The organism is Pedobacter gandavensis (genome assembly GCF_032678745.1).
In the GTDB taxonomy this organism is placed as follows: Bacteria; Bacteroidota; Bacteroidia; order Sphingobacteriales; family Sphingobacteriaceae; genus Pedobacter; species Pedobacter gandavensis_C.
Map to the genome: position 1 here is coordinate 1311420 of NZ_JAVTST010000001.1, position 23706 is coordinate 1335125.

The following is a 23706-nucleotide window of genomic DNA, read 5'->3' on the forward strand; positions in this document are numbered from 1 at the left end:
TGCTGCCTTGTTCATTTTAATTCAAATCGAGTATCAACCAATCAAGAATGGCTGTTTCTTCAATTGTTCATTGTAGTCTGTTTGTTTAAGAAAAGGCCAAACAGCAAAGTTTCCAAGCTCTTGAAATTCTTTATACGCTTCTGACCTTATAATCTTCCCCTAACTAGCTATGTTCAAAACTAAAAAATTCCATAACCCGCTTCCAAAGCAGGAAAGAATCCCAATACAGTGGTTTCTCTATTCATCTCTTAAGTATTTGGATACTCAAATTTTGGACTTTTGAAACCACTGATTTCCTATATGGGAAAAATAGTTATGCTATCATCATTATATCAATGAATTCCTTACAGGGATCATCAATTAAATAAAGAACTGATGGATGAGCCAACAATTAAATAATTACCTGAAATTTTTCCAAACGAAACCTTGCTGTTCTTCTCCTAATCTTCAGAATTGGATTTTTTGTTACTTCAGTTTCGAACAGGCTGCTTCCTTTAATATTGTTCAGTATCATTAGGAAAATCTACAGACTTTACATCTTTGATATAGCTTTTTGCAGCATTGCCCACTACATCATACATATCTGCATATTGCCTAAGAAAACGAGGTTTAAAACCCTTATTCAGACCAAGCATATCATGTACAACTAAAACCTGGCCATCACAGTATTTACCTGCACCTATACCAATTGTTGGAATATGGAGATTTTCGGAAACTTGTTTACCGAGTAATGCAGGGATCTTTTCCAGTAACAAAGCAAAGCATCCAGCCTGTTGTAGAATCTCTGCATCGGTGATCAATTTTTTAGCCTCTACCTCATCTTTTGCACGAAGTGCATAAGTCCCGTATTTATTAATGGACTGCGGCATTAATCCCAAATGACCCATGACAGGGATTCCGGCACTTAGAATTAGTTTTACTGAATCCAGAATTTCTGCTCCCCCCTCTAGTTTGACACCGTGTGCGCCACTTTCTTTCATGATTCGGATAGCGGAATTAAGTGCCAGCTTTGGATTGCCCTGGTAACTGCCAAAAGGAAGATCAACCAATACAAGTGCCCGTTTCACAGCCCTTACTACACTCTGTGCATGGTAAATCATATGTTCCAATGTGATGGGTAATGTCGTTTCATAACCTGCCATTACATTGGCAGCTGAATCACCAACTAGTATGATGTCCAGACCTGCATGGTCTAAAACCGTAGCCATTGAATAATCATAAGCAGTTAGCATGGCGATCTTTTCGCCACCTGCTTTCATGGCCTGTAGGGTATGTGTTGTGATTTTCTTAATTTCTTTATGTTGTGACATTATCTTTTTCGTTATTCTTGATGAATTGTTTGATTCTGTAGGCATGGAGCATAACAGCAATACTACCGCCAAATATTATGGGCATGGCATTTAGGAAAATGCCATATAAAATATACAATGAATTAGCGACCAATGAACAAATTCGTAAATACAGTATATTTTTCATTGCCATTGAAACGATGTTTAATAAAATGGCGATATAGCCAAGCGCATTAATCATGAATTTATAGTTATCATGGTTGCAGTCATTTTAGCTATTAATCTTTCTTCTGCTTCATCATAAACTTCACCTTCGCAAATTACCAGTGTTTTACCAGACTTCAGTACTTTGCCAATTGCTATAAGTTTCGACGTGTCTGCTGGTCTTAAAAAGTTTACCTTAAACTCTACGGTTAATACCTCTGCCTTCTCGGGCATCATGCTGAGGGCCGCATAACCACATGCACTATCGAGAATACTGGTAGCTACACCAGCATGAAAATATCCATGCTGTTGGGTAAGTGTATCTGAAAATGAGCAGGCAATTTTTACCATGCCTCTTTCAATGGAGACAAGTTCTGCACCTAAGGTTTGCATTAGATTTTGTTTACCGAAACTCTGCTTAATTCTGTCTTCCATAGTAGATTAAATTATATTAACCAATTTCACCCTTTACACATTAAGATTGATTTTCATTGTTTAAGACCAGCTCCATTTGAATATTACAACGAGTATAAGGCGTAAAACGCCCAACCACTTTTTTGAATCCAAGTTTATGGTAAAGATTAATTGCAGGTTTCAGCAAAGTATTGCTTTCAAGGTATATTTTCGATGCGCCTAGTTCATTAGCAGCATTAAGCACTGCCCGTCCAAGCAACCAACCTATACTTTTACCTTGTACATCAGGAGATACAGCCATTTTCGCCATTTCATATTGGTAATCCGGATCATCCATCTTTATCAATGCACATACACCCACCGGTTTAGCATTATAGAGTGCTACAAAAATCTTCCCTCCTTTATCCAAAATATATGATTTTGGATTATCTAATGCCTTATTGTCCGCCTCTTCTATTTCAAAATAATTGGAAATCCATTGCTCGTTGAGTGCTTTAAAAGCTTCCTGATATTGATCCTGGAATTCAACGATCTGCACATCTTTACTTTCTCTCCTTTTGCGTTCCTCTTGCACTCTCTTGAATAAAGACTTTTGATCCAGTAGATATTCCCATTCGGCCAGAGCTTCCCAGAGGTTGTGTCGGGCTTCAGCAATGATAGTCTCAATTGCAGCATCAACATCTCCACACTGCTGATTAAGGCGTTCAGCTATTGATTTTCCCATTTTTGAAAGAATAACCACATTTTTTCTCTTGTCTACAGTTTTCTGGTTTTCCTTCAATAATCCTTTTGCAATCATTTCTTTTACAATCTTACTCACCGAGGGCTGAGAATGTCCAATTTCAATTGCAATCTCTGTGATCGTTTTTTCCTTGCCTTCTGCCAAAACAAAAAACACAGGAAACCATTTCGGGATAAAATTGATTTGATACAATTCATAAATTTTGGCAGAATCGTCGGTAATTCTTGCAGTAAATAAACGCAAACGACTACCCAATGCCATCTTTCCTGTTTTCTCAAAAAGCTCCATAGTATAATTAATTACATAACTAGTTATGCAAACTTAAGAATAGTAATTATATTTACAAAACTTTTTTGATGGATAACTTAGGAGAATAGGGCTATATAATGACGTTGGATTGCAAATCATGTAGATTTACTGATCTATTTTCATAGTGATTTTTTAGGATAAAAAAAATTTAACTACGGAAAACAGCTTAAAAAATGAGAAGACAACAAGTGAAATTAAACCTCAAAAATCTGAAGAAATCCAAGAAGAAAAGGATTTTTGCAAATTTTAGTTTGCTAAAATTTGGTTAACTATCCTAAAAATATCATTAATATTGAACCTCCAAATTAGACCTACCTTTTACAACAAGACCAATGAATCAGCTGCCAACGCTTAGTGATGAACAACTTCTACTTTGCTTCCAATCTGGGGATAAACATGCCTATGAGTTGATTTATGAGCGTTATTGGGCGATTCTTTTCCGTCATGCTCAAAAAATACTACAGGATGAGGAAGAGGCAAAGGATGTAGTTCAGGAGGTGTTTACCATATTTTGGATAAAAGCTGAATCCCTCCTGCCGACCCAGCCCATCGCCGCTTTTTTATACACCGCTACGCGGAATAAAGTGCTGGATCACTTAAAGCATTGCAAGGTAAAAACAAAATATTTAGTTGCATTAAGGCTTATGATGGAACAGCAAAGCCCCCCAGCTGATGAGCACATTATTGAAAAAGAACTTGCCAGGCAAATAGAACAAGAAATTGAGTTTCTTAGCCCGCGGATGAAAGAAATATTCAAACTTAGCAGGGAACAACACAAAAGCTATAAAGAAATATCCAAGCAACTTGAAATTTCAGATAAGACTGTCAAAAAACAAATCAGCAATGCCCTTCATCTGTTAAAAGGTAAATTTCAGCTATTTTTTAGCCTGTTTTAATTTATTTTCATTTCCACTACTACCTTCGGCTAAACAAATCGTTACCTCTATAAATCCCGAATAATAGAGCATGATGACAAACAATAACCCTACACCAGAGGAATTATACGAAAGCTATCTTCAGGGAACCTGTAATGCTGAAGAAAAAAAACTAGTAGAAGACTGGTACAATAAAATTTCTGCAAGTGCCGAACGGGAAGAGATACCTGAAGCTGACTATGACAAAATGCGAGCTAAGATTTGGTCAGAACTGCATGCATCAACCCAATTCAACGCGAAAGGACCTGGTGCCAGGCAACTTTTCCAACCTTGGAAACTTACAGCTGCTGCCTCTATACTGATTTGTGTAGGATTGGCATATCATCACTTTTCTTCCGAGGAGGTAAATACAATCCAGGTGTCATCAAACACTCCAATTTCTCCCGGAGGAAATAAAGCTTACCTGACCCTATCAAACGGAGAGCGAATCCTTTTAAATAATGAGGCCTCCAACAATATCAGCAATCAGAATGGGGTTCGAATCAGCAAAACCACAGATGGACAATTAATTTACACCATAACCAATACAGAACCAGTGAACACCAGGTCAATTGCTGCCTTCAATAAAATTGAAACTCCTAAAGGCGGACAATATCAGGTGCAATTACCTGATGGAACAAAGGTATGGCTTAATTCATCTTCCTCACTTCGATATCCAGCAAGTTTTACTGCCCTTAAAGAACGGAGGGTCGAATTAACGGGCGAAGCTTATTTTGAAGTTAAGCATATTAAGAACCTACCATTTAAAGTTACAACAGGTGATCATGAGGTAAAAGTATTAGGAACACATTTTAATGTGATGGCCTATCCAGAAGAACAAGCGATCTCTACCACATTGCTACAAGGTTCTATAAACGTTAGTAAAGGCAGCAACTCCAGAAAGATTAAACCTGGTGAGGAATCTATTGTTAAGAAAAAAACCAATAGTATAATTATTGAAAACGCGGACCTTGACAAGGTAATGGCATGGAAAAATGGTCGTTTTGAATTTGAAGATTCTGAGCTGCCTGAAATCATGCGTCAGCTGTCCCGTTGGTATGATGTAACCATCGATTATCGTTTAACCACCAATCCGGGGAAATTTGGCGGAGGTATCAGTAAGGACCAAACGCTGGATGAAGTACTGAAACTCATAGAAGGAAATGGCATATGCCATTTTAAAATCGAAGGTAGAAAAATCATTGTTCTGCCATAAGCAGCTCTCTATAATAGTCCAATTATTCACCTAACCCAATTTAATGATTAAAAGTAATTCAGAAAACTAAACAAATTACCCCGATAGGAATAAAGTCAGGAATGCTACTAACATTCCTGACAGAGTTCTGGCCTTAGCCAAAACCAGGTTAGGCAAAAAATTAATCTATCGACAGACCATTATCACCTAAACTTAAACAAATGTATGTATTTATACTTTAACCTATCCGAGAAACGAAAAGCTCTCGTCAACCTTTCTATTTTCAAAAATTTTAAAAGCTGGGTATCTACCAGCTTCTGCATATTACTATTCTTTACCACATCTACTGTAAATGCACAGCAAAGAACTGCAAGTATTACGGTAAAGGATGCCAGCTTTAACAAAGTTCTGAAAGACATCATCAGACAGACCGGTGCTTCAGTGATTTACAATGAAAAAATCCTGACCAACACACTTCCTGTCACTGTGAGCTTTAAAGACTTGCCTATTGAGAAAGCCCTCAAAGAGTTATTGAAAGGACAACCTTTAGAATATGGGGTGGAGAAAGGAAATATTTACATCCGAAAAAAGCCTTTAAAACCACTAACTTCATCTGATAATGCATGGATAACTGTTACGGGTAAAACGACCAATGAAGATGGAATGCCTCTTCCGGGTGTAAACATTAGAATCCAGGATACTGAAAACTCGACCATTTCCGATGCTTTCGGCAACTTTTCCTTAAAATTCGTATCGCCAAAATCAACGCTTATCGCTTCGTTTATTGGTTTCAAAACTCTGGAGTTACCTGTAGAGGCGGAACAATTCATGAACCTTGTTATGGCCCCTTACAGCGAAAAACTGGATGATGTTCAGATCACTGCAAATACCGGTTATCAAAGCCTGAGTAAAGAAAGGGCCACAGGATCTTTTGAGGTAGTGAATAAAAAAGAACTTGATCTAAGAGTTGGACCAGACATTATGAGCAGATTGGAGGGAATTACCTCTATTCAATTTGACAAAAGTGGAGGCATCAATCGCCCGAAAATGACCATCCGGGGATTAAGTTCCATCAATGGTATACAAGATCCATTAATCGTGGTCGATAATTTCCCTTATGAAGGAGACATAAAAAACCTAAATCCAAATGATGTAGAAAGTGTAACGATCCTGAAAGATGCTGCTGCAGCTTCTATCTGGGGTTCCAGAGCAGCCAATGGCGTTGTGGTCATCACTACTCGCAAGGGGCAATATAACAGACCAGCTCAGATCAATTTCAGCAGTACAGTAACCCTTCAGGAAAAACCGGACCTCTTTGCCGTTAAAAACATGAGCTCCGGTGAATTCATCGACCTTCAGCAGCAGCTGTTTAAAAACGGCTTTTACACTGCCAGGGAAAACAGCAAGACCAACAGGGATCCATTGCCGCCTGTTATAGAAATTCTGATTCTTCAAAGAGACAAAAAGATCAGCGCGGCAGAAGCCAATGCCAAGATTGATGCTTTACGTGGGCATGATATTCGGGATGACTATAACAGGTTGGTCTATAAAACGGGTGTGAATCAGCAGTACTCCCTTAGCGTTTCTGGCGGAAGCAAAGATATCACCTATCTTTTCTCTGGTGGTTATGATAAAAATAAGGATGTATTGAGCAGTGCATACGACCGGATCACTTTCCGCTCCTCTAATACTTATCGCCCGATAAAAGGGTTGGAAATCTCAACAGATGTTAGTTACGGAAGTACCAATACTAAAAATGGAAGAAATGGTTTTTCCAGTTCCAGCACGGAATTTATGTATCAATCTCTTGCAGATGCAGATGGTAACGCAATGCCCTTCGACAGATACAGGGGGCCTTATATCGATACTGCTGGCGGAGGAAAACTACTGGATTGGAAATACTATCCCCTGGAAAATTACAAGTCTGTTAAAATAACCAGTAAGACCAATACTTTTGTGGGAGGGTTAGGATTAAATTATAGGTTCAATCCTAATTTTAGTGCAGATGTAAAATACCAGTATCAGGATCAAAAGCAAGATGCAGCTACCTATAATGACGTCAATAGTTTCTTTACACGGAACATGATCAATAAATATACCCAAATTGATCCGGTAACTGGAGTAGTAAAACGCATTGTCCCTTTAGGCGGAATCCGGGACTTTCGCGATAACAGCATTATTACCAACAACCTGAGAGGCCAGGTTAACTACAACCAATTATTCTCCACCAAGCATGAATTGACAGCAATTGCGGGAGCAGAAGTCCGTCAGATCAAAACAAGTGGAATTGCAAATAGGATTTATGGTTATGATGAAAGTACCGGGGCTTCTGCCTTGATGGATCTGGTAAATGACTATCCTGATTTTATCAGTGGTTTTACCAATGTGATCCCTGGAAGTAGCAATACCACAGGTTTAACTGGAAGATATGTTTCTGTCTATGCAAATGCAGCCTACACCTACGATCACCGTTATACGGTTTCAGGAAGTGTCCGACGTGACGCATCTAACCTATTTGGTGTAGAAACCAGAAGTAAATGGAGTCCATTATGGTCTGTAGGTGCGAGTTGGAACATTGATCAGGAATCGTTTTATAAAGACCGGAATCTTCCCTATTTAAAAATGAGGATGACTTACGGTTATAGCGGAACCATTGACCCAAGTCAATCTGCAGTAACCACCATCTCCTACGATACTTACCTGCAGCGTTATTCGGGACTAACCAGTGCAGGAATCTATAATTATGGCAATCCTACCCTCAGATGGGAAAAAGTAGGTATGTTTAATCTTGGTCTTGATTTTGGCTTACAAAACAACCGCTTTAGTGGATCTGTAGAGTATTATCATAAAAATGCAAAGGACCTTTTAGGACCTACCCCTGTTGACCCACTTATGGGTTATTCCGGTTATATTACTTCCAATGTGGCTAATATGAAGGGCAAAGGAGTAGATATTCAATTGAATGCAACTGTCATCAATTCCCCATTCAAATGGCGGCCATCTTTAATCATGAGCTTTAATACGACTGAGGTTACTGAGTATTATAACATGAACATGAATGGTTTAATCGCAGATAGAGGTGGTTTATTTGCCATAGTAGGAAAACCGGTGTATGCAGTTTATAGTCAGCGTTGGGCTGGTCTTGATGCTAAAGGAAATCCACAAGGATACCTGAACGGAGAGAAATCCATTGCTTACAATACGATGAACGAAAATGTAAAGGTAGATGAGTTGGTTTATAATGGTTCTGCAACCCCAACAATGTTCGGATCCTTTAATCATAATTTATCTTACAAGAACATTAATCTATCTTTTTCCATCTCTTATAAATTCAATTATTACTTCAGGAAAGATGCCATGAATTATGCCTCGATATTTTCCGGATCTGCCCCTACAGCTGAATACAATAAAAGGTGGCAAAACCCTGGAGATGAGCTAATCACCGATATCCCATCTATGGTATATCCAAATAGCAGCGCTAGGTCTTTCTTTTATCAGGATGCGGAAATTAATGTACTCAAGGCTGATCATATCCGTCTGCAATACATTAACCTATCTTATTCCCTACGCAGGGAAGATTACAAGCGCCTCCCGGTTAAAAGCCTGGATATTTTCAGCAACATTTCCAATCTGGGAATTTTATGGAGAGCAAATAAGCAGCATATCGATCCTGACTTTGGGAACCGGTCTATGCCTGCGGCAAAAACTGTCTCTTTTGGATTAAGGGCAAATTACTAAGGAAGGATTTAAATTTAAGATTAGAAGCATCATGAAAAGCTCAAAAAATATATTAATGATCTTGCCATTGGCACTTATTTGTTGCCTAACGATTAGCGGATGCAAGAAGTTTTTGGATGAGAAACCAGACATAAAACTCGCTGTTCCTGAAACTCTTCGGGATTTACAGGCACTGTTAGACAATAGTGGAAAAATGAATACATCTGGTTCTAATGGGCGCAGCACGGATTTACCAGAAGCGAGTAGCGACAATTATCAGATTGATGATGAATCCTATGAAAGCCTCGAACAAGGTACTCGAAATGTCTACATCTGGGGACCAGAAGTGATGGGGATTTATGACTCTGAAATAGAGGGCTGTTGGGGTGGTCATTATTCTGTTATCACTCCATGCAATACTGTATTAAAAAGTATTGAAGACATTAAACGAACGCCGGCAAATGCCGCCGCATACGATAATGTAAGAGGAAGCGCTTTATTTTTTCGTTCTAACGCCTTCTTATGGCTGGTTACTGGCTGGTCAAAAACGTTTAATGAAAGTACTGCCGATCAGGATCCCGGTATCCCGTTGAGGAAAGATGACACTTATAATGAAAAAGTGAGTAGAGGAACGCTGCGTCAGACTTATGACCAGATCATAAATGACTTGAATGAAGCATTGCCGCTATTACCTGAAAAGCCGGTACACTCCTATAGACCTTCCAAAGCTGCTGTTCATGCCCTACTTGCCAGAACCTATCTTGCCATGCGCAAATATGAATTGGCGGCAACAGAAGCAAAAGCCTGCATCCAGGTATTCGGGAGCAGTAAATTACTTAATTACAACTCTTTAGATGTTACAAGTGATGAACCAATCGCTAGATTTAATCCAGAAGTGATTTTTTCAATGGAGTCCTTCACCACTACCTACACAGATGAAACTGCTACGGTTAAGGCCGAACTTTATACCAGTTATGCTGACAATGACTTGCGCAAAACCGTGTTCTATTATGAAAACGAAGATTTTGGGGGTTATTCTTTTAAAGGTCATTATGCAGGGTACAGACTATTTACAGGTCTGGCTTTAGATGAAGTTTACCTGATTGCAGCCGAATCTATGGTCAGAACCAATAAGGTTGGAGAAGGAATGGACCTGCTCAATGAGTTACTTGCAAAAAGATGGGTTACGGGAAGCTTTACGCCATTGCAAAGTTCAGATCCTGCTGCTGCCCTACTTTTGGTTTTAAAAGAACGAAGGAAAGAATTAGTGATGCGTAACCTGCGATGGATGGACCTTAAAAGGTTAAATATGGAACCTGAACATCAGGTTCAAATCAGTAGAACGATCAAAGGAAAAATTGAGAAACTGGAGCCTGGAGACCCTAGATATAGCTTCCCAATCCCGCTTCGATCGATTCAAATGTCTGGCTTAACACAAAATCCAAGATAAACACCTAATCCAAAAAATATGAGATTTTTATTACTGGCATTATTGATGCCCCTGCAAATCTATGCGCAAAATTCCCCTGGCTATGTCATCAAGGGGAGTACAAATACTCCATCAAAAAAGGCTTGGATCTATATGAGCCGATCTACAGAAAGGTCAGAAAAAACAGATAGTGCAGCTTTTAAAGATGGTCGATTTGAATTTAAGGGAAGTGTAACTGAACCTACAGCCGTTAAAATTTACTTTGACCGTAAATCTCCAAAAGCAGTATTTGTCATTGACAATAGCAAGATGATATTTAAAGCGGCTGATTCATTAAACAATTTTTCTGTTACTGGTTCCCCGGCAGCAATGGCAGCCATTGAGTTTCAAAAAATGATTGCGCCGGCAGAAAAGACATATGATGGCTATCTAAGAGATTTTTGGGCGACTCATATGAACAAAGCAGATAATGATGCTGAAAAAATAGCGAGTAAAGACCGAATTGACCGTGCTTATGACCATATCAATGATTTACATTTATCTTACCTTAAAGCAAATCCAAAAAGTCCGATTGGTATAATTCTATTGAATAAATATGTTTCCAGAAAAGGAAATATGGATGGATTATCCCCAATATTCATTGCTTTCAGCAGTGATCTAAAAAATTCGGCATCTGGTAAAGCATTTGAGGCAAGACTTCAAACCGCATTAACCCTTAGCATTGGAAAACCTGCATTAGATTTCAATGTAAAAAGCTCAGAAGGAAAAGATGTAAAATTATCAGATTTCAAGGGTAAATATGTCTTTCTTGATTTTTGGGCAAGCTGGTGTGGGCCCTGTAGATCGGAAATGCCACATGTGAGGAATGCCTATAATAAATATAAAAACAATGGATTTGAGGTGATGGCAGTTTCCCTGGACAAGGAAAATAAGCGGACAGAGTGGTTAAAAGCTATTGAAGAAGATAAAACGGGTGCTTTCTCACAAACCATTGATCCTACCGGAGACATTGCCAAGCTGTATGACATCCGCAGCATTCCTCAAAATTACCTGATTAGTCCGGAGGGAAAAATCATAGCCAAAGACCTTCGAGGAAAAGACCTGGAAACCTTCCTACACAAACAATTTAATCCTTAAAAAAACAGCCATGAAAAAATTACTAATCGCAGCATTACTGCCAATTTCGGCCTATGCACAAACCAATACGTATAATATTGAGGGAAAAAGCCCAGGTAAAAATAACAATAAATGGGTCTATTTGAGTAAGCCACAAAAAACTGATCCTGATAGCGTAAGGATCAAAAATGGCCGTTTCAACTTTAAGGGAAGTATTGCAGAACCTATGCAGGTGAAAGTTTATATCAAAGATCCGGAAGCTAAGTTTAAAAATAACCCAGGATACCGTGGTATCAGTTTTTTCCTGGAGAATAATGCAATCGAGCTAAAAATAGCCGATTCCATTCAGTATAGCCTGGTAAAAGGATCTGTTGCAGAAGATCAATATAACAACTTCAAAAAAGCAACAAAATCCAAATCTGACGAATATATGGTGTATTTAGAAAAGTTCTGGGATATGGGTTCATTAGATAAGCTGGACACAGTGAGAATCAACTATGAAGATCGTAAAGACTTGGTAAAGCAGCAGTATTACCAAAAATATATAGACTATGTGATCGCGAATCCAAGCTCTCCAATCTGTATGCGCCTGCTAAAAGAGTATCAGGAATTCAATCATGATGCGGTACTGATGAAAACGGCATTCGACGTACTTCCAGGCAGCACTAAAGCATGGCCATCCGCAAAAGCTTTTTCAAAGAAACTAGAGATGGCCCTGAACCTCTCCCCTGGCCAAATGGCGAAGGATTTTAAAGTAAAAGATAAGGATGGAAAATGGGTGAATTTCTCCGAGATCCCTGATTTTAAAGGAAAGTATGTGCTGATTGATTTCTGGGCAAGCTGGTGTGGTCCTTGCAGATCTGAAATGCCAAATGTTTTGGATGCCTATAAAAAGTATAAAGATGTAGGCTTGGTAGTTATGGCTGTGTCTGTAGATGAAACTAAAGATAAGGATAAATGGATCGCAGCAATAAAAGCAGACGGCACCCAAGACCTTTATCAGGCATTCGATGAAGAACGAATCGCTGCAGATCTTTACGATATTCAGAGTATACCTCAAAATTACCTGATCGATCCATCTGGAAAAATAATAGCTAAAAATATTAAAGGAATTCATTTAAGTAGAAAAATGAGGGAGTTATTTCCTGCTATATAGTTGCGCTAACCTAATTAGATCTGTAAACAATAAATTAAAGAGTATTCAATTAAAATTTTAAAATATATGTGTGGTATTGTTTGTTCCTTTTTGCCAGTTGAGAACCAGTCTATAATACGAACAAAAGTCCTGGAGATGGCAAGACGTCTTCGTCACCGAGGACCGGATAGTTCTGGAATATACGGTTCATTTAGTGCTCACCTGGCACATGAGCGTCTAGGGATAACCGATTTTGAAACTGGAAGTCAACCATTATACAGCGCTGATAAATCAGTGATACTGATAGTAAATGGTGAAATTTACAATTATGAGCAGCTGAGGAAGGAAGTTGGAGATTACCCCTATCAAAGTAAATCAGATTCGGAGATTTTAATTGCACTTTACCTTAAATACGGGATTGATTTTTTGGATAAATTAAACGGAATGTATGCCTTCGCTATTTATGATTCGCGAAACGATTCATTTTTCATAGCCCGGGATCATCTGGGTATTATTCCCTTATATCATGGTTACGATAGTAAAGGGCAATATTTCCTTGCCTCTGAATTAAAATCCTTAGAAGGATTTTGCGACTTAATCAATCAGTTCCCTCCCGGTCACTATATACATAGTCTACAAGGTATGGATCCTATTCAGTATTATAAACCTGGTTGGGAGAATTTCGAATCGGTTGAAGAAAAGGGTACCACTGATATTAATTTAATTCGTCAATCGTTGGAAAAAGCAGTTCGCCAGCAAATGGTGCTGGATGTTCCATTTGCAGTATTGTTATCCGGTGGTTTAGATTCATCCATCATAGCAAGTATTGCCAAGCAAGAAATAAATGAGAGAAACTTGTTGACAAAAAAGCAATCTCAGCTGCATTCCTATGCAATAGGATTAGCCGGAGCACCTGATCTATTGGCAGCAAGAAAGGTTGCTGATTATATCGGTACTACTCACCATGAAGTTCAATTTACATTGGAGGAAGGAATTGATGCTATTCGAGATGTAATCTATTACTTAGAGACATACGATGTCACCACAGTACGAGCTTCTACTCCGATGTATTTACTGGCAAGGGTAATGAAGTCGATGGGGATCAAAGCAGTGCTTTCCGGGGAAGGATCAGATGAATTATTTGGAGGATATCTTTATTTTCATAAAGCTCCTTCAGCCAGGGCTTTTCACGAAGAGACTGTTCGTAAATTGAAAAAGCTACATCTTTATGATTGTCTTCGCGCCAACAAATCACTCGCTGCCTGGGGTATAGAAGGACGGGTTCCATTTTTAGACATTGACTTTGTCAACACAGCTATGTCTATCAATCCTGAGCTCAAGTTGATTGATAAAGATCATATGGAGAAATGGATCCTGAGGAAAGCTTTCGAAGGCAGTTTGCCTGATGAAATATTATGGCGACAAAAAGAGCAATTTTCTGATGGCGTGGGCTACTCATGGATTAGCACTTTAAAACAATACACCGAACAGGAAATTAATGACCATAGCTCTAAAAATGCTGCAACTCGGTTCCCTATTCATACCCCACTTAGTAAAGAAGAATTCTTTTATAGAAGAATATTTGAAGAGTTATTTCCATCTGGTGCGGCTGTTGCCACAGTACCCTCAGTTAAATCAATAGCCTGTAGCACACCGGAGGCTTTAGCTTGGGATATTGCTTTTCAGACCATGAATGATCCATCAGGACGTGCAATACTTCAAGTACACAATGAGGCATTCAAATAAAAAAACCAGGAAAACTTAGTTTCTAAGATTACGCCTAGACTCTGTCGAGCCCGCAACTAAAATGCGGGCTCTTTTTTGTATTTCCAGAATTAACACTAAATCCGATTCCGAGCGCTCTTTTTCACATTCATAAGTAATAATACCTTGTTCATTTAGTAAACCCTCTTTCATGTTTTTCGGAAATGGAGGAGAAGCTAGAGCTATTTTCATGATATAAAGATAATTCAAATATTTAGTGAAAATAAATCCATCCCTCATACAGCTACCAAAGCTTAGTTCGGGATTCCTGAATCGAATGGTTCTCTCTATCCTATTTACCTTCAGCGCATCTGCACAAACCCTCAACATACCAAAGCTAGGTAGCTACCTGGGCATTTACAGCAACAAACAAATACCGCTCAAAATAACCATTAGCAAAAATGATACAACGCTAATAGCCCAGGCAACTGGGCAGGTTGCCATTCCGCTGGAAGCTCGTGCCAAAGATCAGTTCTTATATTATAAAGCTGGCATTGAGCTTCATACAAATCAATCCCCTGAGAAATTTGAGGAAATGGCAAATAGATTGATGCTGGAAACTTCCAAAGCTATGGAAGCAACTGCTTTTACAAAGTTGTACTTAAAATGATTGCTAGTATTCATGATGACCATACAAGTGTGAAGGCGTTTAATCATTTGGGCGAGATTATTGCTAAACAAAAATGGGTACCCTTTCAGATTTACGTTACAAATGAGCGCATTTTCATAGTAAATACCCTGAGTAACCTGCAAATTCTGGAAGGCTCTGAAATTATGGCAAAGACGGTCATTTAAGCAATGAAATTTTATCTGAAACTTTGAAACATTTTTCTTCCGACGGCATCAGCGAATCTAGTACACTACATAAATTAGGAAACGAGGAGCTATTCCTGATTATCAGGTATCGAACTCTCTCCAAGACATTCTAGAAAACAGGGATGCGGTAATAGAATTTGTATTCAAAAATCTAATACAAATAAAAGCTAAATAGAACGACAAAACATTGAAATAACCTCATACAAACAATCAGAAAAGGGGATCTAAATATAGAACTCGGATCTTGGAGCGCTATTTTTTCTATTAGACCAGATGGTGTAACTCAATTCAAATTTAGCCTCGCCATTGGCATAATGACCTACTATTATCCAGCCTTGAAATGCATAGAATTGCGCCGCACGTGTATTTGGGTCTGTCCCTAAAACTACCTTCTCTTTAGTTTGCTGAAAGTACCAATCAATCATAAGTCGATGCAATTCTTTTCCAATTCCTTTTTCCGCAAACTTTGGGTCTACAAATAGCGCCCATACACTGTTTTCCAATAAATCTACGATGGAGAACCCTACAACCTGTCCCTCAACTTCACAAACCCAGCCCCTTCCTTTCTCAGAAATGTAATGCGCTACATCTTTATCAGGAACAAGATCTGGATTGCTCAGTGTATTCTCTTTCACCAGGTGTCGTACTACCTGCATCTGTTTAATATCCGAAAGTTCTGCTACTCTAAAAATCATAATTAAAAACATATAAACTCTTGAAACAAAATGGACTGAATCATATTTTAGATGAAATTGTTTAAATATCATCCTGATCTTCTAACTCAAGAGATAGGGTCGTTAAATCTTGCTTTATCATTTTAACATAAGATTCAATCTGATCGTACATTTTAGCACGATTATAGAGATCATCAGTACCATAAACACCTTTATCCTGAAAGTACTGCAATGTAAACTTATTCATCTCTTCTGTATTATCAACCGCCACTTGATTAAACCCTTTCCAGCTTTCTATAATTTTTTCTCTTAATGAAAGTTCATTTGGTTTAGCTGGATTTTTATAAGTAATGAAATACCATACTGAAGCTGGGAAAATAGAAGAATCTTGCCCATACCATATATCTTTTAAAACGTTACGCGGGTGCTGCAGTTCTGTTACCTTACTATTCTTTAAAATAAGAATCCCCAAAATAGCTTCGGCTATACCCGTACCTATGCCAACATAATCCCCACTATGGCCGGCCTTATCGCTCGATGACAAGAGGCCTGCAGCTACACCACCGATTGCACCTATTCCAATAGCTGCTACGGTTAGACGGGTTTCCCGTTGCTTTTCCTTCGCCTTTAAAAAATCTGCCACCTGCGTAATTCGTTCCTCCTCGCAATCGAGTTCAGAAGCAAAGGAAGAAATTTCCAATGAAGCGAGATTAATCTGCTCGGAAAGCTTCATAGTGGTTTCTATTCTCCTCAACCGGTTTTCTGTAACAGGTGATCGTTTAAAATCTTCCTTAGCCTTTACAAGCCGTTGCAATAGGTCCAAAAAACCAAAAGCATTGGCAACATTCAAACTTGAAAAGCCAAAATGATTTACAAGTGCTGTATCAATACTTAGCTCGTTAATAGGACGGGGCTTAATTGCCCTGGCATTAAATGGCCTCTGCTGGTGACAACTAATCAACCCAGCATACTCACTTACTTGCACTTTTTTACCTAATGAACAAGAACTACAGAGAAATGCCACAACAGCAATCAACGCAAGCGGGTTTCTAACAGAATTTATCATTTCTGGATATTTATCGTCACGAATAAAGATAAGATTTTCAATCCTATATCCATTCTCGCTAGCCCCAATTCAATCGGTTTTTAAGGATGGTTGTTCGTTTAGAAAAAACATCAAAAATTTAGAGGGATGCCTTCTATTGGTTTATTTGCGATATCTTTCTTTCAATAAGTGCATCATATATAAATTGATCTCCCATTGATTGGCGACTGGCATCTTAGTAAAGGGTAAATGAACCATATATGGCGCAGGACCAAATTCAGTAGTAATGGTTATTTTATCTATTTTTTTATCTTGATAATCTTTGATAATTTCATCCCACCAGTTCAGGTGAGCTTGCAGTTCTGTTTTAAATTCAGGTAAGCCTGGGTCAATTACCTGCGCACTTTGCGAGTGCCCTACTCTTGAATGAATATGTCCAACTTGTTTACAAGCTACAGCAAGTGTTTCCTGTTGATCTTCAAGTAAACTTTCAGCTACGTTGCACCAATGGGAGAAATCTGCGGTTATACGTAAATCTGGTAACTCTTTTAGAAACTGATGCGCTATATGGGAGGCGAATAAAGCTTTCCCCCGATGTGTTTCGTGACAAATAGGAATGCCGGTTTCCTGAGCAATAGCGTCTGCGATAGCAAATAACGCTAGGTTCTCCTCAAAACTAAAATAATCCTTTCCAGTTTGAGCATTGATTTTCATCGGATTAAATGATGACAGCAGGTATAAATGCTTTATATAATTGGCTTTATGTGCTTCAAAATCCTTTTCGAACGATTGGTAGTATTGGCCAATCAAAAGCAAATTGTTTTTTTCCAATGCATTGGTCATGCTACTTTGTTCATTTGGATCTTCTGGAACAGGTGTCTCCACACCATCGTATCCTGCGAATTTTACTTTTTGACAAAAATCATCCCAGTTAGTATTTTCAGAACCCCAGCGAGGATAATAGAATTGTATTTTCATATTTAAAATTGTAGTTCTAACTATACTGTGCTGCCGGATCAAATAGCATTGGGAAAAACTGCCCCTCCATTTGATCACCTTCAGGAACTGCAGGTACACCATTCAGCAATACTTTATTTGAGGCAGATTGTGTCCCATCAGCAAACACATTTAATACGAATGCCCGTCTGGAATGATTAGATTTATTTTCATTGGATCCATGTAATAATAAAGGATGATGAAATGTGCCATACCCTTTCTTCATTTCAATGGAGACAGGAACAAATTCTTCTTTTTGCTTTTCAGTCAGGTAATCTACAATACCGTTCATATCACCCGCCAGTTCAGGTTTTTTAAGCAAGCCCCATTTGTGACTTTTAGGAACATATAGTAAACAGCCATTTTCAGTCGTCGTGTCATCTAATCCAACCCAGCAGGTTAAATGCTGCATTGGGACGGTCCTTGTCCAATAAGAATAATCCTGATGCCAGGCAACCACTCCCCCATGCTTTGCCGGTTTACAAAATAGTTGGTCATGCCAGAACCTAATCCCTTTATTCCCTAACAACTGACTTGCAGCCATAAGAAAGGCAGGGTTCCAAAGCGTATCATGAAAGCCTTTTGTAATACGCCAGGCCCCCAATGCATGAAATAAAATAGTTTCCGGATTTGAAGATTCATTGGAATGGAACTCATGAAAGAGGTGATTTCCAGGATGATTCGCATTGGTGATTTCATGTAAATCATTTCTTAGCACCTCAATCTGCTCCTCCTCTAAAAGCTTAATGTTACTTAAATACCCATGCTCATTAAAAAACTGAATCTGCTCATCGGTCAACCGGTATTCCTCCCATTGGGCTTTGCTCGCCGGTTTTTTAAATGTATCAGTGATCTGATGATGAAATTCTGAAAAATCTTCCATGTTTGGTTCGTTGATTGATCACACAAAGTAATTGAATAAAAAGATGCTCGGATTAGCTTATTTTGACTTAATAATCACTTATCTTGTGCTTAAACCAAGCCATTAAGTCAGAATGAGCAAAGAATAAGATACTTCCCATGAAACCAGTTTTTGAATCTATTTTACCTCTACCATCAAGTTCCTTAAAAGCTTTCTACCAGGAAAAAGACGAATTTGATGCGCCCTGGCACTTTCATCCACAGTTTGAATTGACCTTCATCCTAAAAAGTTCCGGTTTGCGCTATGTGGGGAATAGTATTGAGAATTTTGAGGACAATGACCTGATTCTATTGGGGCCAAACCTACCCCATTGCTGGAAAAACGTAGGTCCACAAATCAATAAAGCCCAAGCCATAGTGATTCAATGGGACATTGATCTATTGGGAAAAGACTGGTTGAGACAACCCGAATTTACCCACATCAAAAGGATGTTGGACCTTTCTGAGAAAGGAATCCGATTTGATAAACTCTTTGCCGGTGAAATTAAAGACGTCTTCATCAGGATGCTTAAAATGGAATCCTTTGAAAAGTTAATGTGTTTTTTAAATCTCCTTAACCTACTGGCCGAGCAGGTTCAATTTCAAACCCTTTGTGATCACAATTTCTCGATAATGACCGCTTCACAGCAAAGTGACCGAATCAATTCTGTTTATCAATATGTGAGACAACATTATGGAACTAAAATAAGATTGGAGGACATAGCAGGGCATCTACATATGACGGAAGAGAACTTCTCAAGGTTTTTCAGCAAAGTAATGAAAAAAACATTTTTCATCTTTTTAAACGAATTCAGGTTAAATATGGCCTGCAAACAACTCATAGAAACAGATTTGCAAGTTAAACAGATTAGTTACGCTTGTGGTTATGAAACACTACCCTTCTTTTTCCGGCAATTTAAGCGATTTAAACAAATATCACCTTTACAATTCCGATTAAAATATCATAAAATAGAAGGTGATTTCGAAGACTTAGCAACTTTTAGGGTCATTACTTCTTCCGCTGGCTGTTTATGAATACTAAATATTATACAATATAATCAGCAAGCCGATTTGAATACTACAAAAATAACAATGCTTGTCGCAAGTAAAAGGTAAACCATTCCAATATAGAATTTTTTATCCTTCCTAAAAACAACTTGCAAAATATTCAGTAAAAAAATGGCAATAAATAACAATGAGGCAAGTATAAATCCATATGCTTGCCCATTTATACAGTCATAGCCCTCTTTACGAATTTCCGACCAAATTCGTAAAGAGTAAAACATTGAAATAACCTCATACCAACAAGCAATTAGGAAAAGGTAGCTAAATATAGAGATCGGATGTTGCAGCGTAATTTGCCAAAGGTTGTTCAATAATTTTCTCATTTCGATATTAATACCAAAACTGCTTATTAGTAACCCACATACAGAGATAATAATGGCATTAACCAGAAGACAAAAACCAGATTAATTTGCCCTGCTATTTTCTGCCTGCCCTGTTGCCTTATTTTTGTAAGTGCTATTTTTCAGTTTACCGAAACTATAAGTGGCCATCAGGCGGAAATAGTTGTTGTTAAATGACCTGTCGTAAAATATATCGGTTTGTCCAACGCTATAATCTCCGGAGTTATTTGTTTTATTAAAGATATCGTTTGCCAATAGCTTCAACTTCAGTGCATCTTTAAAAAACTCCTTATCAATCCCTATAGTCACTGAAGACCTGCTTCGGTTTTGATATAATCCTGATGAGTGATCTCCAAGATACCAAGCCAGCAACTGTACCTTAAACAGATTTTTCACCTTAAATGTATTGCTAGAATATAAGTACCATCGTGGCCTTGTTGGCAGAGATACAAAGGAAAACTGATCATCTATCATTTTGGTATAACTCAGGTTTAGGGTATTTATGGCCGTCCATAATCCGATACCAGTCGAGACAGAAAGTGCAGCGAAATAAGCATGACTTTTTTCCAGATTAAGCCCTTTTAAGACATAACTATTTGGTGTACTTCCCCTCAAAGCAGCGGCACTAAGTGGGTCATTCACGTAATTATAACCGACCCTCAGGTCAATTTTCCGATAATATGCGCCCAATTCGAAAGAATGGACTTTCTCCGGAATAAGGTTGGGATTTCCCTCTATAGTAGTAAAAGGATCCTGATAAATCACAAATGGATTTAAAGCCTGATACCTCGGTCGGGTGATTCTGGATACGTAGGAAGCACTCAATTTAAGCCGTTCAGAAATCACCCTGCTGAGCATTAGGTTTGGAAAAAGATTAAAATAGCTATCGTGGATCACCTGCCCTCCAGCCACACTCGTATTTAACGTGTAATTAGTCCATTCTCCCCTAAGGCCTAATCCGAAGTTAATCTTGCCCATAATCAGGCCGCTATAATTGAGATAGGCAGCTGGTATTTTCTCTCTATATTCAAAATCACTGGATAATTTATCATCGGGTCGAAAATCTCCCCCATTATCCGCAATCTGGAAACCGGTACCGGAATTGGTATTCACATAGCTGAATTTAAATCCTAGCTCCAGTTTTTCTGTGGCATTGAACACTTTGGTATAATCTGCCTGTGTACTGGAAATCATGATCTTATGTTGAACATCATTTTTTAAGGTCCTGAAGGCATCTGTTGCATCGATCAAGCTTTGCTCATCAATGAGATCATTGATATCTGCATGGAAATCTGAATACTGACTTCCGACAAAAAACACCGAGCCCAGTGTATCTATAGACTGGTTATAATTAAAAGTAAAAGAGTGATTTAGCCGGTGTTCATTTTTCTTGATTTCGCTGGTATAAAAGCGCGTTCCCTCATTGGTCGTAATGTTGTTCTTACTGTCCTGGCTTCCCCCCTGTTTTTCTAAATTCCCGCTATAGCTCAGGGACAGGCTCTTGTCTTTATTGATACTATATTGAGCACCGAGCCCATAATTGGAGAGGTTACGGAGTTTGCGGTTCCAGTTGGTGGTTAACTCAGATCGCAAATAATCTGCTTCCGAAAGCCGGGTTCTGGTGGTATACAGCCGCTCTCTATCCTTTCCTTGAAACAGGCCGTAATTACCTACTACAGAAAGCTTTTCTTTATTGTAATTGAAGTCAAACATGGTATTGGTGTTAATCCCTGCAAATTCAGATGCTGTAACCTGCTGACTCGCGGAGGCGAGCAGCCCTTCTCCTGTATTAGTTTTGGTAATGATATTAATGACTGCTTTTCCTTCTGCATCATATTTTGAAGAGGGATTGGAAATGATCTCAATCTTCTCTATTTGTGAAGTGGGTATAGAAGACATCCGTTCGGCAGTGATGAGTCTGCCATTAAGGTAAATTGTAGCTTCGCCTTTACCTGCCACAGAAATCTGCCCGTCGTTGATGATGACATTTGGAGCCCTGCTGAGGATTTCAATTAAGGAACTGCTATTCGCAAGTATGGTATTTGCCACCTTCACCTCAAGGTTACCATTGGCCAAATGTCGCGTTAATGGTAGCTGAGCACTGACTCCGACTTCATTTAACTGAACGTTAAGTTGTTTAATCACAATAGTTCCTAAATCAATAGCTACTGTTCCGTTATACTTTACCTGGATCAGCGTATCTGCAAAAAGCAAGGAGGTTAATTTCAAGGTCACTTCTTTCTGGTTGATATCTGACAACTCAAAGCTGCCGTTCAGGAAGCTAATACCCTTTTTAAAAGTAGGATCTGCAACGGTGTAAAGCTGTGCATTCCCCATGAGGGGCTCATGATTTGAATCAGTTACCCTGGCAGAGATGCTACGGATATTTTGGGCTTTTACTTTTAGGGACTGGAAGAATAAAGTCGAGACACTGAGAAATGTGATCAGCAGGATTTTCATTTGCGAATTGGATTTGGTTTTTCTTTTTCACAAAAATCAATAGTAAATCACTGCAGCAGGTGCCGGAAACAGGAATCAGGAGTACGGATTTATAAGATAACACGAAGAAACTGGCTTAAAAACATGCAATTATTTTTGCAAGGTCTGCTGCTGATAACTCAAGGGCGTAGTCCCCTTCAGTTTTTTAAACGCAGCGAAGAAAGTAGATTTTGAGTTAAAACCCACCTCATAACCTATGGATTCCAAGGTAAGCCGGTGATCTGTTGAGATGATCCTACATGCTTCGTTGATCCTGAATTCATTGACAAAGGTGGTAAAGTTCTTCCCCAGATTATCATTCAAAAACTGCGACAATTGATGGCTACTTACATTTATCCCTTTCGATAAGTCACTTAATTTTAAGTCGGGATTTTTGTAAATCGACTGTTCTGCCATGACTCTTTCCAGCTTCCCTAGCAAAATTCCGACTTCTTCTTCATTCACTTTTTTACCCAGGTATTTATTTGGGCTGAGTAGAAACAGATCATCGGTTTTCTTTCTATATAAAAGCACAGAAATAATCAGGTATAAGATCAGGGAAAAACCAATTGCACCACTGATATAGGGCATAAATGGTGCCCGGATTAAGCTTAGAAAAAAGGTAATAAAAATCACTACATTCCCTAAAAAGATCATCAGCAGCCAAGTTTCAGCAGGAGTCAATTGCTGCCCTTTGCTGAACATTTTTTTCAGTACTCCTTTGATCACAAAGGTCGACATCACGATATAAATAAACCATTGCAAATAAATGATCTTGCTAAAGTATTTGTTCCAGAGCCATGAATAATTTTCATAAGGATAGCATATACCTGTCACAAGCACCAGCAGAAATAAGGAAGCCAGCATCCATTTCCAGGATTCAGGAATTATCTCCAATCCCTTAACCGCGGACTTCAGAAAACAATAAAGGAAAGGACCTATAAAAAAGCAGGCGGAAAGACCGATCTGCAGGTAAATCTTCGGTAGACTACCATCAAAATATACAAAAACAGATTTACCAATCCGCACGCTCAGGACAAACAATAGCGCGCCCAGGAAATAACTGCTCAGGTACTTTTTTCGGGTGAAAAAAGAAAAGTACAAGCTTAGAATAAGCCCATTAAAAGCTCCGAGAGCACTAAAAAAAAATAACAGTTCCTTAC

Annotated in this window: 19 protein-coding genes; 10 read left to right on the plus strand and 9 right to left on the minus strand. The window is 38.6% G+C overall.

The annotated features are described in order from the left end of the window. Nucleotides 1-494 precede the first annotated feature (494 nt). The 3 genes from panB to R2S10_RS05355 form a co-directional block, all read right to left on the minus strand. Nucleotides 495-1310 carry a 3-methyl-2-oxobutanoate hydroxymethyltransferase gene (gene panB / locus R2S10_RS05345; protein ID WP_316839412.1) on the minus strand — a complete coding sequence of 272 codons (816 nt, stop codon included), beginning with the start codon at nt 1308-1310 and terminating at the stop codon, nt 495-497. A gap of 216 nt (nt 1311-1526) precedes the next feature. Next, nucleotides 1527-1928, minus strand: coding sequence for a PaaI family thioesterase (locus R2S10_RS05350; protein WP_182952612.1), 402 nt, complete (start codon nt 1926-1928; stop codon nt 1527-1529). A gap of 40 nt (nt 1929-1968) precedes the next feature. Beyond that, on the minus strand, nt 1969-2937 hold the full coding sequence (locus R2S10_RS05355; protein WP_316839413.1) for a GNAT family N-acetyltransferase: 969 nt from the start codon (nt 2935-2937) through the stop codon (nt 1969-1971). 353 nt (nt 2938-3290) lie between these two features. Between R2S10_RS05355 and R2S10_RS05360 the strand changes: the two genes are divergently transcribed. The 9 genes from R2S10_RS05360 (at nt 3291) to R2S10_RS05400 (ending at nt 15023) form a co-directional block, all read left to right on the plus strand. Beyond that, nucleotides 3291-3854, plus strand: a complete 564-nt coding sequence (locus R2S10_RS05360) for an RNA polymerase sigma factor (RefSeq protein WP_182952610.1) — start codon at nt 3291-3293, stop codon at nt 3852-3854. Between the two features lie 70 nt (nt 3855-3924). Further along, a complete protein-coding gene (locus R2S10_RS05365) occupies nt 3925-5088 on the plus strand; it encodes a FecR family protein (RefSeq protein WP_316839414.1) in 1164 nt (387 codons plus the stop codon). A gap of 204 nt (nt 5089-5292) precedes the next feature. Beyond that, nucleotides 5293-8805, plus strand: coding sequence for a SusC/RagA family TonB-linked outer membrane protein (locus R2S10_RS05370; RefSeq protein WP_316839415.1), 3513 nt, complete (start codon nt 5293-5295; stop codon nt 8803-8805). Between the two features lie 31 nt (nt 8806-8836). Next, nucleotides 8837-10234, plus strand: a complete 1398-nt coding sequence (locus tag R2S10_RS05375) for a RagB/SusD family nutrient uptake outer membrane protein (RefSeq protein ID WP_316839416.1) — start codon at nt 8837-8839, stop codon at nt 10232-10234. An 18-nt stretch (nt 10235-10252) separates the two neighbouring features. Beyond that, on the plus strand, nt 10253-11350 hold the full coding sequence (locus R2S10_RS05380; protein ID WP_316839417.1) for a TlpA disulfide reductase family protein: 1098 nt from the start codon (nt 10253-10255) through the stop codon (nt 11348-11350). Between the two features lie 10 nt (nt 11351-11360). Continuing rightward, the gene (locus R2S10_RS05385) at nt 11361-12485 is read left to right on the plus strand and encodes a TlpA disulfide reductase family protein (RefSeq protein WP_316839418.1); all 1125 of its coding nucleotides are present in this window, start codon (nt 11361-11363) and stop codon (nt 12483-12485) included. A gap of 66 nt (nt 12486-12551) precedes the next feature. Beyond that, nucleotides 12552-14210 (plus strand): asparagine synthase B, encoded by a 1659-nt coding sequence (asnB, locus tag R2S10_RS05390; protein ID WP_316839419.1) that lies wholly within the window; start codon nt 12552-12554, stop codon nt 14208-14210. A 235-nt stretch (nt 14211-14445) separates the two neighbouring features. Next, nucleotides 14446-14838, plus strand: a complete 393-nt coding sequence (locus tag R2S10_RS05395) for a hypothetical protein (RefSeq protein ID WP_316839420.1) — start codon at nt 14446-14448, stop codon at nt 14836-14838. After that, nucleotides 14835-15023, plus strand: a complete 189-nt coding sequence (locus R2S10_RS05400) for a hypothetical protein (RefSeq protein ID WP_316839421.1) — start codon at nt 14835-14837, stop codon at nt 15021-15023. The genes R2S10_RS05395 and R2S10_RS05400 overlap by 4 nt, the downstream gene beginning before the upstream one ends. 245 nt (nt 15024-15268) lie before the next feature. On the opposite strand, the gene R2S10_RS05405 is transcribed toward R2S10_RS05400, so the two are convergent. The 4 genes from R2S10_RS05405 to R2S10_RS05420 all read right to left on the minus strand — a co-directional run bounded on the left by R2S10_RS05405 (nt 15269) and on the right by R2S10_RS05420 (nt 18642). After that, nucleotides 15269-15739 (minus strand): GNAT family N-acetyltransferase, encoded by a 471-nt coding sequence (locus R2S10_RS05405; RefSeq protein ID WP_316839422.1) that lies wholly within the window; start codon nt 15737-15739, stop codon nt 15269-15271. Between the two features lie 61 nt (nt 15740-15800). Next, nucleotides 15801-16784 carry a hypothetical protein gene (locus R2S10_RS05410; RefSeq protein ID WP_316839424.1) on the minus strand — a complete coding sequence of 328 codons (984 nt, stop codon included), beginning with the start codon at nt 16782-16784 and terminating at the stop codon, nt 15801-15803. A gap of 141 nt (nt 16785-16925) precedes the next feature. After that, nucleotides 16926-17741, minus strand: a complete 816-nt coding sequence (locus R2S10_RS05415; protein WP_316839425.1) for a sugar phosphate isomerase/epimerase — start codon at nt 17739-17741, stop codon at nt 16926-16928. 16 nt (nt 17742-17757) lie between these two features. Next, complete coding sequence (locus tag R2S10_RS05420) at nt 17758-18642, minus strand: phytanoyl-CoA dioxygenase family protein (protein ID WP_316839426.1); 885 nt, start codon at nt 18640-18642, stop codon at nt 17758-17760. 137 nt (nt 18643-18779) lie between these two features. On the opposite strand from R2S10_RS05420, the gene R2S10_RS05425 reads away from it, so the two are divergent. Further along, entirely contained in the window at nt 18780-19694 is a 915-nt protein-coding gene (locus R2S10_RS05425; RefSeq protein WP_316839427.1) for an AraC family transcriptional regulator, read from the plus strand. A 434-nt stretch (nt 19695-20128) separates the two neighbouring features. On the opposite strand, the gene R2S10_RS05430 is transcribed toward R2S10_RS05425, so the two are convergent. Continuing rightward, nucleotides 20129-22525 carry an outer membrane beta-barrel family protein gene (locus tag R2S10_RS05430; RefSeq protein ID WP_316839428.1) on the minus strand — a complete coding sequence of 799 codons (2397 nt, stop codon included), beginning with the start codon at nt 22523-22525 and terminating at the stop codon, nt 20129-20131. Nucleotides 22526-22654: 129 nt separating this feature from the next. Then, nucleotides 22655-23647 carry a helix-turn-helix domain-containing protein gene (locus tag R2S10_RS05435; RefSeq protein WP_316839429.1) on the minus strand — a complete coding sequence of 331 codons (993 nt, stop codon included), beginning with the start codon at nt 23645-23647 and terminating at the stop codon, nt 22655-22657. Nucleotides 23648-23706: the final 59 nt, after the last annotated feature.